Below are 16,460 nucleotides of genomic sequence, written 5' to 3'. Positions count from 1 at the left end.
CAGCACCACGCGGACTGGACGGCGACGGGGTGACGGATGCCGCGGCATCCGTCACCCCGTCGCGTTGGCGTCGGCTCAGCCCTTCCAGACCTGGACGACCGACGGGCGTGGCGCGGCGACCGCACCCGCGCCGTGCTGGGCGACGTAGTCGGGGAAGTACGACAGCGGCGCGTCGAACGAGCCGTCCTCGCCGGGGTGCTGCACCGCGACGAACACGAGGCCCTCGCGGTCGTGGATGACCGGCCCGCAGGTCTCGGCATCGCGCGGCACCGAGAGGAACTGCTGGACGTTGCCGCGCTCGGGCCCCTCGAGCGGCACGCGGAAGAGGCCGTCGTTGTAGCCGATGGTGCTCGGCGCGCCGTCGGTCGAGATCCACAGGTTGCCCTCGGAGTCGAACGCGACATTGTCTGGGCACGAGATCGGCGAGACGAGCTCCGTCGGGAAGCCCGCGAAGTACGTGGTCGCCGTGGTGGACGGGTCGCCGCAGAGCAGGAGGATGCTCCAGCCGAACGCCTCGCCCGCCTGTCCGGCCGTCTCGGTGATCTCGACGACGTGGCCATAGCGGTTGCCCGTGATCGGGTTGGCCTCGTCGACCGGAGCGGCCGCGCGCCCGCGGTTGGTGTTGTTCGTGAGCGCGAGGTACACCTTGCCGGTGAGCGGGTTCGGCTCGACGTCCTCCGGGCGGTCCATCTTGGTGGCGCCCATCTGGTCGGCCGCGACGCGCGTGTAGACGAGCACCTCCTCGGTGGTCATGCCGGGCACGACGCTCTCGCCGTCGCGCGTGAGCGCGATCCACTCGCCGACGCCGTCGAAGGCGCCGTCGGTCGGCATCGCCCCGGTGCCCGTGATCTCCGCGACGGGCGAGTTGCCCGTGAAGCGCGCGACGAACAGGTCGCCCTCGCTCAGGAGCCTCATGTTCTTCTTCCGTGCGCCGGTCGACGTGGCGGCGGTGTAGCGGCCCTTCGAGACGAACTTGTAGAGGTAGTCGTTGCGCTCGTCGTCGCCCATGTACGCCACGACGCGGCCGTCCTCGGCGATCGTCACGTTCGCGCCCTCGTGCTTGAAGCGACCCATGGCGGTGTGCTTCTTCGGCGTGGAGGTCGGGTCGCTCGGATCGACCTCGACGATGTACCCGAACCGGTTCGGCTCGTTGACGAAGCCCGGGTCGTGCGCGTCGAAGCGCGGGTCGTACTGCTCCCAGCCCGTCGACGTCGTCGAGGTCGACGTCGCGCTGTAGCGCTTCTGCTCGGGCGTGTCGGCCGCCCAGGCGAAGTAGCCGTTGAAGTTCTCCTCGCCCGAGAGCACGGTGCCCCACGGCGTGGTGCCGCCCGCGCAGTTGCCCAGGGTGCCCTTGACCCAGCGCCCCTCGGGGTCGTCGGCGGTCTTCACGAGGTCGGATCCGGCGGCGGGGCCGGTGAGCTCGAACACCGACTCGACCGTGAGGCGGCGGTTGCGCCGGCCGTCGACCACGTAGCTCCACGGCTCGCCCACACGGCGGCGCTGCACCTCGACGACGGCCATGCCCATGGCCGCCTTGTAGACCTCGCCGCGGCGGCGCAGCTCGTCGGGATCGCTCGAGGCGGGGAACATCAGGTTCGGGTTGACGTACTCGTGGTTGGTGACGAGCACGCCGGTCCTGCCGCTCGCGTCGGCGATGAGGTCGAGGTAGTCGTTGTTGTAGCCGAACTGCCCGGCCTGCGCCTCGGCGGTCTGGTTCTCGAAGTCGAGGGCCGGAACCGACGAGAACAGCGGATCGCCCCATCGGATGATCGGCTGCCACCGGTAGCCGGCCGGCACGGTGAACTCGTCGACGAGCCGGCCGACCGGGTCGATCGGATCGAACGCGAGGCCGGCGGTGCCGGGCTTCGCGGCGAAGGCCGGCGCGACGTCGCCGCCGCCCGCCGCGCCGCCCACGATGAGGCCGAACGCACCGGCGAGGCCGAGGCCGAGCACGGAGCGGCGCGAGATCGCCTGCGAGGCGATGTCGCGGAAGTGCGGGTTGGCGGACGTGTTGCACTCCGGGCCGAGGCACGCGTCGGCGCACTTCAGCCGGCAGGTCACCGGCGAGCGCTTGCCGACCGCGTGCGCGACCGGGGTGAGGCGGAGTTCGGGGATGGTCATGACAGCTCCTCGTTCAGTGCGCGGGGCGCCCGCGCGTCGGGCCGGAGGGACGCGCCGAGCCTCGCGGCACCGGGTGTCCCGATCGCGGCCCGCCCGCGTCCGGGAGGTGAACGGGAGCCGACCGATGCGCGAACCCACCCGCCGCGACCGCGGCGCTTAGCACTGCCGCACTCCGCCGCGCAAGGCAGTGCCCCGGTCTGCCGCGAGACGCCCCCTCCTCAGTACGCTGACGGCATGACATCGGCCACCGGCAAGTCCGCCGCGAGTGCGGCGCAGAATTCGCGCATCCTCGAGTCCCTCGCCCGAATCGGGTTCGTGGTGCTCGGGATCGTCCACATCGTGATCGGGGCGATCGCGATCTCCGTCGCCCAGGGCGGCGGCGGCGAGGCCGACCAGGGCGGCGCGATGCAGCAGGTCGCCAGCTGGCCGTTCGGCCTGTTCCTGCTCTGGGTGATCGCCATCGGCCTGTTCGCCCTCGGCATCTGGCAGATCGCCGAGGCGTTCCTCGTCCGCGAGACCGACTCCAAGAAGAAATGGGGCTACCGCATCAAGTACGCGGGCACCGCGATCGCCTACATCGCGATCGGCGTGACCGCGCTCGTCTACGCGCTCGGCGGGCGCTCGAACTCCGACCAGTCCTCGCAGACGCTGAGCTCGCAGTTGCTGGCCGCCCCCGGCGGCGTGATCCTGCTCGTGCTCATCGGCCTCGTCATCCTGGGCGTCGGCATCGCGTTCGTGTACCGCGGCGCGACCCGCGCGTTCGAGAAGCACTTGCTGCTGCCGGGCCGTGAGGCGACCCGCACGGGCATCCTCACGTTCGGGACCGTCGGCTACATCGCCAAGGGGATCGCCGTCGCCATCGTGGGCGTGCTCTGGGTCGTCGCCGCCGTCACCGCCGACCCCGAGGCGGCGGGCGGGCTCGACGCCGCGCTGAAGAGTCTCGCGGGGCTGCCGTTCGGCGTCGTCATCCTCTGGCTCGTCGGCGCCGGGCTCATCGTGTACGGCATCTTCTGCTTCGCCCGCGCGCGCTACGCCAAGATGTGAGCCGAGCGTCGGCTGAGACGCCGAACGCCCCCGGCCGCCCGTCAGGGCGCCGGGGGCGTTCGGCTGCCTGCGGGCTCGTGCGGCTCAGCGGCCGAGCGCCGCGCGCACGCCCGCGAAGGGCACGCTCGTGCGCTCGCCCGTCGCCCGGTCCCAGACCTCGACCACGCCGTCGGCCACGCCGCGGCCGGCGATGACGATGGTCGGCACGCCGATGAGCTCGGCGTCGGCGAACTTCACGCCCGGCGAAAGCTTCGGACGGTCGTCGTAGAGCACGTCGAGCCCGGCGGCCTCGAGGTCGGCGACCACGCGCTCGGCGGCGTCGAACGCGGCGGCATCCTTGCCGGTGGCCAGCACGTGCACGTCGAACGGCGCGACCGCGGCGGGCCAGACGAGGCCCTTGTCGTCGTTGTGGAGCTCGGCGATGATCGCGAGGATGCGCGTCACTCCGATGCCGTACGAGCCCATGGTGACCGTCGCGAGCTTGCCGTTCTCGTCGAGCACCTTGAGGCCCAGGGCGTCGGCGTACTTGCGGCCGAGCTGGAACACGTGGCCGATCTCCATGCCGCGGGCGAGCTCGACGGGCCCCGAGCCATCCGGTGCCGGGTCGCCGTCGCGCACGTTCGCGGCCTCGATCGTGCCGTCGGCCGTGAAGTCGCGACCTGCGACGAGCCCGAACACGTGCTGCTCGTCGACGTTGGCGCCGGTGATCCACTCGGTGCCGTCGACGACGCGCGGGTCGAGGAAGAACCGGATGCCGGTCGAGGACTCGGCGCCGAGCACCGGACCCTGGGGCGACCACGGCCCGATGTAGCCCTTGACCAGTCCGGGGTGCTTCGCGATGTCCTCCGCGGTCGCGGCCTCGACCTCGGCGGGCGCGAACGCGACCTCGACGCGCTTGGCGTCGATCTCGCGGTCGCCGGGGATGCCGACGACGACGACCTCGCGAGTGTGGTCGGGGTGCGTGAGCGCGAGCACGACGTTCTTCAGGGTGTCGGCCGCCGTCCAGTCGCGCCCGTCGGGCCGCGGGTACTCGAGGTTCGCGAGGTCGACGAGCGTGGCGATCGTCGGCGTGTTCGGCGAGTCGAGCACCTCGGGGGCCGGCAGGCCGTCGAACGGGATCGGCTCGGGCGCGACCGTGGTGAACGCCTCGACGTTGGCGGCGTACCCGCCGGTCGAGCGGACGAAGGTGTCCTCGCCGACGGGCGTGGGGTGCAGGAACTCCTCGCTCTTCGAGCCGCCCATCGCGCCCGCGTCGGCCTCGACGATGACGTACTCGAGTCCGAGCCGCGCGAAGATGCGCTCGTACGCGTCGCGCTGCGCCTGGTACGACGCGTCGAGCCCTGCGTCGGTGACGTCGAACGAGTACGCGTCCTTCATCGTGAACTCGCGGCCGCGCAGCAGGCCCGCGCGGGGGCGCGCCTCGTCGCGGTACTTGTCCTGGATCTGGTAGATCGTGAGCGGCAGTTCCTTGTACGAGGAGTAGAGGTCCTTCACGAGCAGCGTGAAGACCTCCTCGTGCGTGGGCGCGAGCATGTAGTCGGCGTCCTTGCGGTCCTTCAGCCGGAAGACCGCGTCGCCGTACTCGGTCCAGCGGCCCGTCAGCTCGTACGGCTCACGTGGGATCAGCGCCGGGAAGTGCACCTCGTGCGCGCCGGCGGCCTCCATCTCCTCGCGGATGACGCGCTCGATCTTCGCCTTCACGCGCAGGCCGAGCGGCAGCCACGCGAACACGCCCGGCGCCTGCCGGCGGATGTAGCCGGCGCGCACCAGCAGCTTGTGGCTGGTCACCTCAGCGTCGGCGGGGTCTTCGCGGAGCGTGCGGAGGAAGAAGTTCGTCAGGCGTGTGGGCACCCGAGAATTCTAGCGACGAGCGGATGGCGCATCCGCGCGTCTACGGCGTGACGACCGTGGGGGTGCCGACCGGGGCGTCGGCGCCCATCTCGCCGGCGATGCGGTTCGCCTCGGCGATCAGGGTCTCGACGATCTCGGCCTCGGGCACGGTCTTGATGACCTCGCCCTTGACGAAGATCTGGCCCTTGCCGTTGCCGGATGCCACGCCGAGGTCGGCCTCGCGGGCCTCCCCCGGACCGTTCACGACGCAGCCCATGACGGCGACGCGCAGCGGCACGCTCATGCCCTCGAGCCCGTCGGTGACGTCGTTCGCGAGCTTGTAGACGTCGACCTGGGCGCGGCCGCACGACGGGCACGACACGATCTCGAGCTTGCGCTCGCGGAGGTTCAGCGACTGCAGGATCTGCAGGCCGACCTTGACCTCCTCGACGGGCGGCGCCGAGAGCGAGACGCGGATGGTGTCGCCGATGCCCTCGGAGAGCAGGATGCCGAACGCGGTCGCCGACTTGATCGTGCCCTGGAACGCCGGGCCCGCCTCGGTCACGCCGAGGTGCAGCGGCCAGTCGCCCCGCTCGGCGAGCAGGCGGTACGCCTTCACCATCACGATCGGGTCGTTGTGCTTGACCGAGATCTTGAAGTCGTGGAAGTCGTGCTCCTCGAAGAGGCTCGCCTCCCACACGGCCGACTCGACGAGCGCCTCGGGCGTCGCCTTGCCGTGCTTCTGCAGCAGGCGCGGGTCGAGCGAGCCCGCGTTCACGCCGATGCGGATCGAGACGTCGGCGGCCTTCGCGCGCCGGGCGATCTCGGCGACCTGGTCGTCGAACTTGCGGATGTTGCCGGGGTTCACGCGAACCGCCGCGCACCCGGCGTCGATCGCCGCGTACACGTAGTTCGGCTGGAAGTGGATGTCGGCGATGACCGGGATCTGGCTCTTCTTCGCGATGATCGGCAGCGCCTCGGCGTCGTCGCGGCTCGGCACCGCGACGCGGACGATGTCGCAGCCCGACGCGGTGAGCTCGGCGATCTGCTGCAGGGTCGCATTGATGTTCGGCGTGGGCGTCGTGGTCATCGACTGCACGCTCACGGGCGCGTCGCCGCCGACGAGCACCTTGCCCACCTTGATCTGCCGGGACTTGCGACGGGGCGCGAGGACTTCGGGGACCTTGGGCATTCCGAGATTCACTGCAGGCACGGGACGAGTCTAGTTCCGGCGCGCTGGGCGCCTCCTCCATCGAACGGATGGCTCGCCCCGCGCCTGCCCCCACTGATCCCGCCGGCCGTCCGAAGTCGGCGCGGACGTTCGCCGACCCAGGCGACTCCTGAATCCAAGGACGCGATGCTCGGATCCAGGAGGGTCAGAAATGGCGCGGTGCTCGACCCGGCCGAGGCCAGTGCGGGCACGCGTGCGTGCGATGCGGCAACGATCGTCCTTGTCTTCAACAGTCATCTCCAAGAGTCACCGCTGGTGCGACGCAGTGCCGATCGTCCGTGTTTCAGGAGCACCAGTGGTGCGGCGCGGCGCCGATCGCGAGCAGGACGGTCCGAGGAGTGCCTGCGGGTCCCCGGAAGCACGGTTCGAGTGACCCGGCTCAGGCCGCGGCCTCCTCGCGGCCGTCGAACTGCGCCACGAGCTCGGCGACGAAGCGCTCGGGCTCCTCGAGCAGCGGCGAGTGGCCGGAGGCCTCGAAGACGACCTCGCGGTACGCCCCGCCGCCCTCGGAGTAGCGGTCGAGCACCGCGCGCGTCTGGGCGATCATCGGCTGCGGCGGCGCGGCCTCGGGCCCTGGCCAGCCCGGGATGACGCCGAGGGCGCCGAGGTGGTTCAGGTCGAACAGCGACGTGTCGGAGACGATGACGTCGTGCGCACCCCGGATCCACAGGATCGGGGGCTTCGACGCGAGGTCGACGATGCCGCTCACGTCGAAGTGCGTCGGCGCCATGGTGTTGAGCACGCCCCGGTCGCCCGGTGCGAACCCGGGCCAGTTCTCGGATGCCCGCGAGTCCCCGGGGTAGTTGTCGGTCCCGATCGCGGTCGACAGCATCGACTCGACCCAGAGGTCGTCGTGCTCCGACGTGAACCCGGGTGCGACGTACGTGCCGAGGTAGACCGAGCGCGGTGAGGCGGGCGCATCGGCCGTGCGGTCGCCGGACTCGATCCGCGCGATGAAGTCGGGGTTCGCTCCGCCGCCGCCCGAGCCGGCGGCGTCGTCGGTGAGCGGCCGCCCCGCGGCATCCGTCGCCCCGAAGCCGTACGGCGACACAGGGTTCACGAGGGTGACGGATGCCACGGGCAGCTCGTGCTCGAGCAGCGACTGCAGCACCACGCCGCCGCCCATGCTCCAGCCGACCAGGTGCACGTCGTCGAGGGCGAGCTCGGCGACCACCGACGCGAGGTCCTCGGCGAAGTCGCCGAGCCCGCGCGTCGCGTCGACCGGGAGGATCTCGCTCCCGCCGAAGCCGCGGAGGTCCACGGCCAGCGCACGCACGTCGGCCGGCAGAGCGAGCATCGTCGGCTGCCAGAACAGCGACGACGACACGTTGCCGTGCACGAACAGCACGGTACGGGCGTCGTCGGCCGCGGCATCCGCCGGGCGCTTGAGCACCTGGGCGGTGTAGCGCGGCGTCGTCACGCGGTGGGCGGTGATGCCGGGGAGGATCGTCTCGGTCATGCGAGCACCTCCACGGCGCTGGTGTCGAGGGGCGGCTGCGTCGCGGCGACGACCTCGTCGACGGAGACGCCGGGGGCGACCTCGACGAGCTTGAGCCCGTCGGGCGTGACGTCGATGACCGCGAGGTCGGTGATGATCCGGTCGACCACGCCCTTGCCGGTCAGCGGCAGCGAGCACGAGTCGACGATCTTCGGCGAGCCGTCCTTGGCCACGTGCTCCATGAGCACGATGCGGCGGCGGGCGCCGTGCACGAGGTCCATCGCGCCGCCGGGGCCCTTGACCATCTTGCCGGGGATCATCCAGTTGGCGAGGTCGCCGTCCTTCGACACCTGCATGGCGCCGAGGATGGCGGCGTCGACCTTGCCGCCGCGGATCATGCCGAAGCTCGTGGCCGAGTCGAAGTACGCCGCGCCCGGGAGGACCGTGACGGTCTCCTTGCCGGCGTTGATCAGGTCGGGGTCGACCTGGTCCTCGGTCGGGTAGGGCCCGACGCCGAGGATGCCGTTCTCGGACTGGAGCACGACGGTCACGCCGTCGGGCACGTAGTTCGGCACGAGGGTCGGCAGGCCGATGCCGAGGTTCACGTACGAGCCGTCGGCGAGCTCCTTCGCCGCGCGCGCGGCCATCTCGAGGCGGGTGAGCGCCATGGTTCAGTTCCCCTCTCGGACGGTGCGCCGTTCGATGCGCTTCTCGATGCCGGTGCCGACCTCGACGACGCGGTCGACGAAGATGCCCGGCAGGTGCACGACGTCGGCGTCGATCTCACCGGGCTCGACGAGCTCCTCGACCTGCGCGATGCACACGCGCCCGGCCATCGCCGCGAGCGGCGAGAAGTTGCGCGCCGACTTATCGAACACGAGGTTGCCGTGCCGGTCGCCCTTCAGCGCGTGCACGAGGGCGAAGTCGGTCGTGATGGCCTCCTCGAGCACGAACTCGTGCTCCTCGCCGCGGACCGTGAAGGTCTGCACGGGCTTCGGCGAGCTCGCGACGGCGATCGACCCGTCGGCGGCGTACTTCTGGGGCAGGCCGCCCTCGGCGACCTGCGTGCCGACACCCGTCTGCGTGAAGAACGCCGCGATGCCCGCCCCGCCCGCCCGCAGCTTCTCGGCGAGCGTGCCCTGCGGCGTCAGCTCGAGCTCGAGCTCGCCCGAGAGGTACTGCCGCTCGAACTCCTTGTTCTCGCCCACGTACGACGAGGTCATCTTGCGGATGCGACCTTCGGCGAGCAGCACCCCGAGGCCCCAGTCGTCGACGCCGCAGTTGTTCGAGACGACCGAGAGGTCGCCGACCCCGCGCTCGAGCAGCGCCTGGATCAGCACCATGGGGATCCCGCAGAGCCCGAACCCGCCCACGGCGAGCGACGCGCCGCTCGGGATGTCGGCCACCGCCTCGGCGGCGGATCCGACGGTCTTGTCCAGTGTCATCGTGTGACCTCCTTGTCAGCGACGGCGGTGACGGATGTCGCGGCGTCGGCCCCTGCGAGCCGCGGCGCGACGACCGCGGCGACCTGCGCCGCCCCGGCCTCCGTCATGACGATCGTGTAGTGGTTGAGCCCCGCGACCTCGGTGACGCGGAGCGCCGGCATCCGTTCTGCGAACGCCGCCACCCGCTCGCGAGGGTACAGGGCCTCGGGCTGGTCGAGCAGCCCCCGCTCGGCGCGGAGGACGTCGACGGGACCGGGAAGCGACGCGAGGTCGTCGGCGTACCCGTCGCTGCCGTCGAGCTCGAGCACGTTCTGGCCGACGGCCTCGGCGATCGAGGACGACCGCAGCTCGGGCGGCGCGCCGACGAGGTCGTAGGCGACGTAGTCGGCGATGTGTGCGTCCCACGCCGGTCCGATCGCCGGATGCGCCTTCCAGAAGTCGGCGTACGCGGCCGGGTCGGCGAAGCGCATCTCGAGCCGGGCCAGCGCGGGCCCGAGCACGGCCCCGGCGACCTCGTGCGGCGCGAGCCCCTCGGGGTGCGGGATCGGCAGGCCGCCGTCGACGAGGACGACGCCGGCGACCCGGTCGGGGTGCGCCGCGGCGAACCGCACGGTCACGAACGCACCCATCGAGTGGCCGAGCACGAACGCGCGGTCGATGCCGAGCGCGTCGAGCACGCGGGCCTGGTCGTCGGCGTGGTCACGGAGCGACCAGGGGCCGGGCAGCGCGTTCGAGCGTCCGCGACCGCGCAGGTCGGGCGCGACGATTCGCCGTTCGGGCAGCGCATCGGCGACGTGGTGCCAGGCCCGGTGGGTCGCCGTGATGCCGTGCAGGGCGAGGATCGGGGTGCCCCCGCCATCCGCCCGCCACTGGCCGCCGGCCAGGTCGCCGCCGCGGACCGGCGCGGAGAAGGGAACGGGGTCACGCCTCGGGTCGTGGCTCATCGGGCGCTCCATCCGCCGTCCATCGTGTAGCTGGCGCCCGTGACCATGCGGGCGTCGTCGCTCGCGAGCCAGCGCACGAGGCTCGCGACCTCGCCGGCCTCGACGAGCCGCTTGATGGCGGACTCGGTGAGCATGACCTTCTCCACCACGTCGGCCTCGGGGATGCCGTGGACCTTCGCCTGGTCGGCGATCTGCTTCTCCACGAGCGGCGTGCGCACGTACCCGGGGTTGACGCAGTTCGAGGTGACCCCGTGCGGGCCGCCCTCGAGCGCCGTGACCTTCGAGAGACCCTCGAGCCCGTGCTTGGCCGACACGTACGCCGCCTTGTACGGCGACGCACGCAGCCCGTGGACGCTCGAGACGTTGATCACCCGGCCGAAGCCGCGCTCGTACATGCCGGGCAGGGCGGCACGGATGAGCAGGAACGGCGCCTCCAGCATCACGCGCAGCAGCAGCGAGAACCGCTCGGGCTCGAACTGCTCGATGGGGCGCACGTGCTGGATCCCGGCGTTGTTGACGAGGATGTCGGCCTCGAGCGACAGGTCTGCGAGCGCCGCGGTGTCGCCGAGGTCCACCGCCCAGGCCTCGCCGCCGATGCGCTCGGCGACGGATGCCGCGGCCTCCCCGTCGAGGTCGGCGATCGTCACGTGCGCGCCGGCGCCCGCGAGCTTCTCGGCGCACGCGAGCCCGATGCCGCTCGCGCCGCCGGTCACGATCGCCCGGCGTCCGGCCAGGCCACCCGGCCCCGTCGATCCGGTCAGTCCCGTCATGAATCCTCCTCGTCGCTGCGGCGCGCGCCCCTCCCCAGGGCGCCGCCGATGAACCGCATCATCTCGTCGAGCACGTGGTCGGGCACCGCGCTGGTGCCCGAGGCCAGCGGGTCGGCCGCATTTCCGGCCCCGTCGGCTCCGTCGCCCCAGAGCACCCAGCGCATGCCGATCATCTCGCCGATGCCCATGAGCGCCCACGCGGCCACGGTCGGGTCGATGTCGCCGATGTCGCCGTCGAGCTGCGCCGCCCGCAGCCCGTCGATGTACCCCTCGACGATGCGCGTGTAGTGCAGGCGCAGGGCCTCGGGCGAGACGAACTCGGCCTCGCGCACGATCCGGTAGAGCGCCGGGTGCTCGGCCGTGAAGCGGAAGAAGGCGGCGAAGCCCGCACGCTCGGCCTTGAGGCGGGTCGTCGCGCCCGCGGCGCCCTCGCTCATCGCGTGGCGCACGCGCTGGTTGAGGTCCTCGACGAGCTCCTCGAAGAGCTCGAGCTTCGAGTCGAAGTACAGGTAGAAGGTGCCCTGGCCGACGCCGGCGCGGTCGGTGATCCGCGAGACGGATGCCTCGGTGTAGCCGTGCTCGGCGAACACGTGCTCGGCGGCCTCGAGGATCCTGCGGCGCGTCTTCTCGCCGCGCGCGGTGCGCGGTGCGGCGCTCATGCGTCGGCCCCCTCGCGCGGTGCGCGGAGGTTCGCGGCGCGTTCGGCGAGCACGCGCCGCAGCGTCTTCGTCGCCGCCCCGCGCGGGATCTCGTCGATGAAGTGGATGTCGCGGGGCACCTTGTAGCCCGCGAGCGAGCCGCGGGCGAACTCCGCCAGCTCCGTGGCATCCGTGATCGCGCCGGGGCGCAGCACGACCCAGGCCGACCCGGCCTCGCCCCAGCGGTCATCGGGCACGCCGACCACCGCGACGTCCGCCACCGCGGGATGGGCGATGAGCACCGACTCGACCTCGGCCGGCGACACGCCCTCGCCGCCGGAGATGTAGACGTCGGTCAGGCGGTCGACGACCGTGAAGTAGCCCTCGGCGTCACGGCGCACGAGGTCGCCCGTGTGCAGCCATCCGCCGCCCAGCGCGGCCGCCGTCGAGTCGGGGTCGCGGAAATAGCCGGCGAAGACACCCGGACCCGAGACCAGCAGCTCGCCCTCGGCGGGTCCGTCGAGGAGTTCGCCGGTCGCCGGGTCGGCGACGGCCACGTCGACGTGCGCGTACGGCAGCCCCGCCGAGCCGACGCGCGAGGTCGCCTCGCGGTCGGGCAGGCACAGCACGTTCGGCGACGCCTCGGTGAGGCCGTAGCCCTGCGTGAGGGCGACGCCGCGGCGATGCCACGTGCGCAGCAGCGCCGGCGGCATGGGTGCGCCGCCCACGACGGCGTGGCCGAGGCTCGAGAGGTCGGCGCGCTCGAAGTCGGGGTGCTGGGCGAGGAAGAGGTAGTTCGCGGGCACGCCCATCATGGTCGTGATGCGGCGCTCGGCGACGAGGTGCAGCACCCGCCCGGGGTCGAAGGTGCGCTCGAGCACGACCGTCGCGCCCGCCCACCAGGCCAGGAGCGGCTGGATGTTCCACCCGCCGACGTGGAACTGCGGCATGACCGCGAGCACGACGTCGTGCTCGGCGATCGGGATGGTCTTGGACAGCGACAGGTTGGTCCAGAAGCAGTTCGCGTGCGTGAGCACGGCGCCCTTCGGCCGCGAGGTGGTCCCCGACGTGAACACGATGAGCAGGGCGTCGTCGTCGCGCACGTCGAGCCGGGTCGCGGGAGCCTCCGCACGGCCGGCCGGGTGCGGCACGCGCTGCTCCACGCCGTGCGCGCCGAGCGCGGCGACGGGCAGCCGCCTCGCGACGCGCTCGAGCGCGGCCCGGGCGAGCGACTGGAACTCCTCCTCGACGAGCAGCAGCACCGGTTCGGCGATCTCGAGCTGCTCCGCGAGCTCGCGCGGCGACAGCCGCCACGACAACGGCACGAGCACGAGGCCCGCCTTGGCGCACGCGAAGAAGAGCACCACCTGGTCGGCGCTGTTGCCCGTGATCGTGCCGATGCGGTCGCCGATCGCGTAGCCGGCGGCGCGGAACGCCGCGGCGAGCCGAGCGGCGCGCTCGTCGAGCTCGCGGTAGGTCACGACGACGCCGCGGTCGTCGATCGCGATCGCGTCGGGCGCGGTGCGGGCGCGGTCGGCGGTCCACCGCCCCAGCGTGCCAGGTGCGTCAGGCATCGACGGCCTCCTCCGGCTCCACCGGGTGCTGCTTCCGTCCGGTGGCGAGGCGGCCCGGAAGGCCGGCGATGCCCCCGGGCAGGAACAGCACCACGAGCACGAACAGCGTGCCCAGGATGAACAGCGGCTCGGACAGCGGAACGCGGAGCACGTCGGGCAGCGCGGCGACCGCGTCGGATCCGGCGAGCGCCGTGAGGCGCTGGTCGAGCAGTGTGTAGACGATACCGCCGACGATCGCGCCCCAGCGCGCCCCCACACCGCCGAGCACCACGATCACGAGGAGCGTGAGCGTGAAGTCGGCCGTGGCGATGCGCGGCGCCGCGCCGGACTGCAGCATGAGGTAGCCCATGCCGGCGACCGCGGCCAGCACGGAGGCCACGACGAACACGAGGAGCTTGACGTCGTACGGGCGCAGTCCGATGACGCGCACGCGCAGCTCGTTCTCGCGGATCGCCTCCGCGACGTGGCCGGCACGGCTCTTCTCGACCCAGAGCACGACGAGGTACACGGCGACGAGGATGCCGAGCGCCATCCAGTACAGGTTGCGGGTGTCGACCACGCCGACGAGCTCGGCCGGGACGTGGGTCGTGTCGAGCGAGATGCCCTCGTCACCGCCGGTCGCACTGCCCGGGTTGCGGCGGATGAGCACCGATCCGGCCTGCGCGAACGCGAGCGTGACCATGGCGAACGAGATGCCGGTCACGCGCAGCGCGAGCGAGCCGACCGTCGCCGCGAGCACGAAGCCGAGCACCAGCGTGATGGCGATCGAGGCGACGAAGATCACCGGGCTCGGCCAGTCGGACGGCCCGAACGCCTCGAGCATCATCGCGAGCCCGTACGCGCCGGCGGCGAAGAACAGCGCGTGCCCGAACGAGAGCAGGCCCGCCAGCCCGAACATCATGCGGTAGCTGAGCGCGAGCGCCGCGATGAGCAGGGCGAACGCGAGCAGCTGCAGGGTACCGGGCGTGTAGGTGGGCCCGGGTAGGACGCCCGGGATCTCGATCGCGAAGAGCGGGAGGACGGCGAGCGCGACGACGAGCAGGATGCCGCCGACGAGCAGGCGGAGCGACTTGGCGTTCATGCGGCCTTCCCCATGAGTCCACGCGGGCGGATGAGCAGGACGGCGGCCAGCAGCACGACGACCACGAGGTCGCCGGTGCCGCCGAGGTAGAAGTTCGCGAACTGCTGCAGCACGGCCACGAGCACCGAGGCGATCGCGGCGCCCGTGAGCGAGCCGAGGCCGCCGATCACCGTGACGATGAAGGCGAAGATGAGCAGCACCGAGCCGAGGTGGGCCGACACGTAGCCGTAGTAGACGGAGGCGAGCACGCCGCCGAGTCCCGCGGCCGCGCCGCCGATCGCGAACACGAGCGTGAACGAGCGGCGCACGTCGATGCCGAGCGCGGTGACCATGTGCCGGTTCTCGACGCCCGCGCGGATGATGAGGCCGTACCGCGTCTTCCGCAGGAAGATCACGATGCCGCCGAGCACGAGCGCCGCGCATGCGATGAGCAGGAACCGGTCGTTCGGGATGCGCGCGCCGAGGATCTCGGTCGTCTGCGTGAGCCACGCGGGGCGTTCGGTGTAGATGGGATCGGTGCCCCAGATGCCCTCGAAGAGGGCGACCGCGGCGAGCGAGATGCCGACGGTCACGAGCGCCTGCTCGATGTGGCGTTCGTAGAGGCGGCGGATGACGAGCACCTCCGTGAGCACGGCGACGGTCGCGCCCACGAGGATCCCGACCAGTGCGGAGATCGCGAGGCCGGTCCAGGTGCCGTCGGAGATGCGGCGCCCGGCCTCCCAGCCGAGGAATGCCGCGATCGTGAGGAACGCGCCGTGCGCGAAGTTCAGCACGCCCATGAGGCCGTAGATCAGCGAGAGCCCGCTCGCGACGAGGAAGTACAGCGCCCCGAGGCCGAGGCCCGTGACGAGCAGCAGGATCAGGGTGTCCATCAGGCGGCCTCCCGCTCGTCGTGCACGCCGAGGTAGCGCTGCACGCGGTCGTGGTCGTCGAGGAGCTCGGCGGCCGATCCGGTGAACACGACGCGGCCCGACGAGAGCACGACCACGCGCTCGGCGAGGCGCCGCACCACGAGCAGGTTCTGCTCGACGAGCAGGATCGGCGCCGTGCGCGCGGCCTCGGCGAGCGCGTCGGCGACCTCGTCGACGATGCGCGGCGCGAGGCCCTTGGTGGGCTCGTCGACGAGCAGCAGGCGGTTCTCGTTCACGAGCGCGCGGGCCAGGGAGACCATCTGCTGCTGGCCGCCCGAGAGCGTGCCGGCGCGCTGCTCGAGCCTCGCCTGCAGGTCGGGGAACAGGGATGCCACGAGCTCGCGCCGCGGCATCCGGTCGCGTTCGGCCAGGCGCAGGTTCTCGGCGACCGTGAGCGAGCCGAATACCTCGCGGTCCTCGGGCACGTACGCGACGCCGCGCTGCACGATGCGGTGCGTGGGCTGGCGGTCGATGCGGTCGCCGGCCAGGCGGATCTCGCCCGATCGCTCGATGAGGCCGAGGATCGACTTGATCGTCGAGGTCTTGCCGACGCCGTTGCGGCCGAGCAGCGCCGTGACGCCGGTCGCGGGCACGTCGAACGAGACGTCCTCGACGACCTGCTGGCCCGCGATGCGGCCGTAGAGGTTGCGGACGCTCAGGATGGGCTCGGCGCTCATGCGGCGCTGCCCAGGTAGGCGGACTGCACGGTCGGGTTCGCCATGACGGCCTCCGGGGAATCGACGGCGAGCAGCTCGCCGTGGTGCATGACGGCGACCCGGTCGGCGAGGCCGAGCACGACGTCCATGTGGTGCTCGACCATGAGCACGGTGCGCCCGCCGCGGTGGAGCCCGCGGATCACCTCGGTGAGCGCCGGCACGTCGGCCGAGCCGACGCCCGCCATGGGCTCGTCGAGGAGGATCACGCGGGGCTCCATCGCGATGAGCATCGCGATCTCGACCTTGCGCTTCTCGCCGTGGGCGAGGCCCGAGGCGGCCTGGTCGGCCCGATGGGCCATGCCGACCTCCTCGAGCGCCGACCTCGCACGCCGGGTCGCGGCATCCGTGCGCCGCGGAATGCGGAACACGGATGCCGCGCGGCCCTCGCGCGCCTGGGCGGCCAGCCGCACGTTCTCGAGCACGTCGAGCGCCGGGAAGAGGCTCGAGGTCTGGAACGTGCGGCCGAGGCCGGCCGCGGCGCGCCGGTGCACCGGGTGCCGGGTCACGTCGGCGCCGGCGAGGCGCACGGCACCCTCGGTCGGGCGCAGCACGCCGGAGGCGACGTTGAACAGGGTCGTCTTGCCGGCGCCGTTCGGGCCGATGACGCCGAGCATCTCGCCCTCGGGCACCGCGAGAGACACGTCCTTCAGGAGGAGCGCCCCGCCGATGCGGAGGGTGACGTGCTCGAGCTCGAGCGCGACGTGGTCGGTCATGCGC

The 16,460-nt window shown here is 72.1% G+C and carries 15 protein-coding genes; 1 reads left to right on the top strand and 14 read right to left on the bottom strand.

Going from position 1 to position 16,460, the window contains the following annotated elements:
* Positions 1 to 75: 75 nt before the first annotated feature.
* Positions 76 to 2,121 carry a PhoX family protein gene (locus tag AC3RKB_RS12915; RefSeq protein ID WP_491436545.1) on the bottom strand — a complete coding sequence of 682 codons (2,046 nt, stop codon included), beginning with the start codon at positions 2,119 to 2,121 and terminating at the stop codon, positions 76 to 78.
* A 234-nt stretch (positions 2,122 to 2,355) separates the two neighbouring features.
* On the opposite strand from AC3RKB_RS12915, the gene AC3RKB_RS12910 reads away from it, so the two are divergent.
* Positions 2,356 to 3,165 carry a DUF1206 domain-containing protein gene (locus AC3RKB_RS12910; protein WP_491436544.1) on the top strand — a complete coding sequence of 270 codons (810 nt, stop codon included), beginning with the start codon at positions 2,356 to 2,358 and terminating at the stop codon, positions 3,163 to 3,165.
* Positions 3,166 to 3,249: 84 nt separating this feature from the next.
* On the opposite strand, the gene AC3RKB_RS12905 is transcribed toward AC3RKB_RS12910, so the two are convergent.
* The 13 genes from AC3RKB_RS12905 to AC3RKB_RS12845 all read right to left on the bottom strand — a co-directional run bounded on the left by AC3RKB_RS12905 (position 3,250) and on the right by AC3RKB_RS12845 (position 16,456).
* Positions 3,250 to 5,016, bottom strand: coding sequence for a proline--tRNA ligase (locus AC3RKB_RS12905; RefSeq protein ID WP_491436543.1), 1,767 nt, complete (start codon positions 5,014 to 5,016; stop codon positions 3,250 to 3,252).
* A gap of 40 nt (positions 5,017 to 5,056) precedes the next feature.
* The gene (gene ispG / locus AC3RKB_RS12900; protein WP_491436826.1) at positions 5,057 to 6,187 is read right to left on the bottom strand and encodes a flavodoxin-dependent (E)-4-hydroxy-3-methylbut-2-enyl-diphosphate synthase; all 1,131 of its coding nucleotides are present in this window, start codon (positions 6,185 to 6,187) and stop codon (positions 5,057 to 5,059) included.
* Positions 6,188 to 6,605: 418 nt separating this feature from the next.
* Complete coding sequence (locus tag AC3RKB_RS12895) at positions 6,606 to 7,685, bottom strand: alpha/beta hydrolase (RefSeq protein WP_491436542.1); 1,080 nt, start codon at positions 7,683 to 7,685, stop codon at positions 6,606 to 6,608.
* Positions 7,682 to 8,332, bottom strand: a complete 651-nt coding sequence (locus tag AC3RKB_RS12890) for a CoA transferase subunit B (protein WP_491436541.1) — start codon at positions 8,330 to 8,332, stop codon at positions 7,682 to 7,684. Before AC3RKB_RS12890 ends, AC3RKB_RS12895 begins: the two co-directional genes overlap by 4 nt.
* 3 nt (positions 8,333 to 8,335) lie before the next feature.
* Positions 8,336 to 9,109, bottom strand: a complete 774-nt coding sequence (locus tag AC3RKB_RS12885; RefSeq protein ID WP_491436540.1) for a CoA transferase subunit A — start codon at positions 9,107 to 9,109, stop codon at positions 8,336 to 8,338.
* Positions 9,106 to 10,053: an alpha/beta fold hydrolase gene (locus tag AC3RKB_RS12880; RefSeq protein ID WP_491436539.1), complete on the bottom strand. Its 948-nt coding sequence runs from the start codon at positions 10,051 to 10,053 to the stop codon at positions 9,106 to 9,108. The genes AC3RKB_RS12885 and AC3RKB_RS12880 overlap by 4 nt, the downstream gene beginning before the upstream one ends.
* Positions 10,050 to 10,823, bottom strand: a complete 774-nt coding sequence (locus AC3RKB_RS12875; protein WP_491436538.1) for a 3-hydroxybutyrate dehydrogenase — start codon at positions 10,821 to 10,823, stop codon at positions 10,050 to 10,052. Before AC3RKB_RS12875 ends, AC3RKB_RS12880 begins: the two co-directional genes overlap by 4 nt.
* Complete coding sequence (locus AC3RKB_RS12870) at positions 10,820 to 11,482, bottom strand: TetR/AcrR family transcriptional regulator (protein WP_491436537.1); 663 nt, start codon at positions 11,480 to 11,482, stop codon at positions 10,820 to 10,822. The genes AC3RKB_RS12875 and AC3RKB_RS12870 overlap by 4 nt, the downstream gene beginning before the upstream one ends.
* Complete coding sequence (locus AC3RKB_RS12865; protein ID WP_491436536.1) at positions 11,479 to 13,035, bottom strand: class I adenylate-forming enzyme family protein; 1,557 nt, start codon at positions 13,033 to 13,035, stop codon at positions 11,479 to 11,481. The genes AC3RKB_RS12870 and AC3RKB_RS12865 overlap by 4 nt, the downstream gene beginning before the upstream one ends.
* Positions 13,028 to 14,116 (bottom strand): branched-chain amino acid ABC transporter permease, encoded by a 1,089-nt coding sequence (locus AC3RKB_RS12860; RefSeq protein WP_491436535.1) that lies wholly within the window; start codon positions 14,114 to 14,116, stop codon positions 13,028 to 13,030. Before AC3RKB_RS12860 ends, AC3RKB_RS12865 begins: the two co-directional genes overlap by 8 nt.
* The gene (locus AC3RKB_RS12855) at positions 14,113 to 14,988 is read right to left on the bottom strand and encodes a branched-chain amino acid ABC transporter permease (RefSeq protein ID WP_491436534.1); all 876 of its coding nucleotides are present in this window, start codon (positions 14,986 to 14,988) and stop codon (positions 14,113 to 14,115) included. Before AC3RKB_RS12855 ends, AC3RKB_RS12860 begins: the two co-directional genes overlap by 4 nt.
* Positions 14,988 to 15,704: an ABC transporter ATP-binding protein gene (locus AC3RKB_RS12850; RefSeq protein WP_491436533.1), complete on the bottom strand. Its 717-nt coding sequence runs from the start codon at positions 15,702 to 15,704 to the stop codon at positions 14,988 to 14,990. Before AC3RKB_RS12850 ends, AC3RKB_RS12855 begins: the two co-directional genes overlap by 1 nt.
* The gene (locus AC3RKB_RS12845; RefSeq protein ID WP_491436532.1) at positions 15,701 to 16,456 is read right to left on the bottom strand and encodes an ABC transporter ATP-binding protein; all 756 of its coding nucleotides are present in this window, start codon (positions 16,454 to 16,456) and stop codon (positions 15,701 to 15,703) included. The genes AC3RKB_RS12850 and AC3RKB_RS12845 overlap by 4 nt, the downstream gene beginning before the upstream one ends.
* Between the last annotated feature and the right edge of the window lie 4 nt (positions 16,457 to 16,460).

It is taken from the genome of Agromyces capsici, assembly GCF_058349965.1.
The sequence above is the reverse complement of the archived record's forward strand: the minus strand, read 5'-3'. Positions and strand labels throughout refer to the sequence as shown.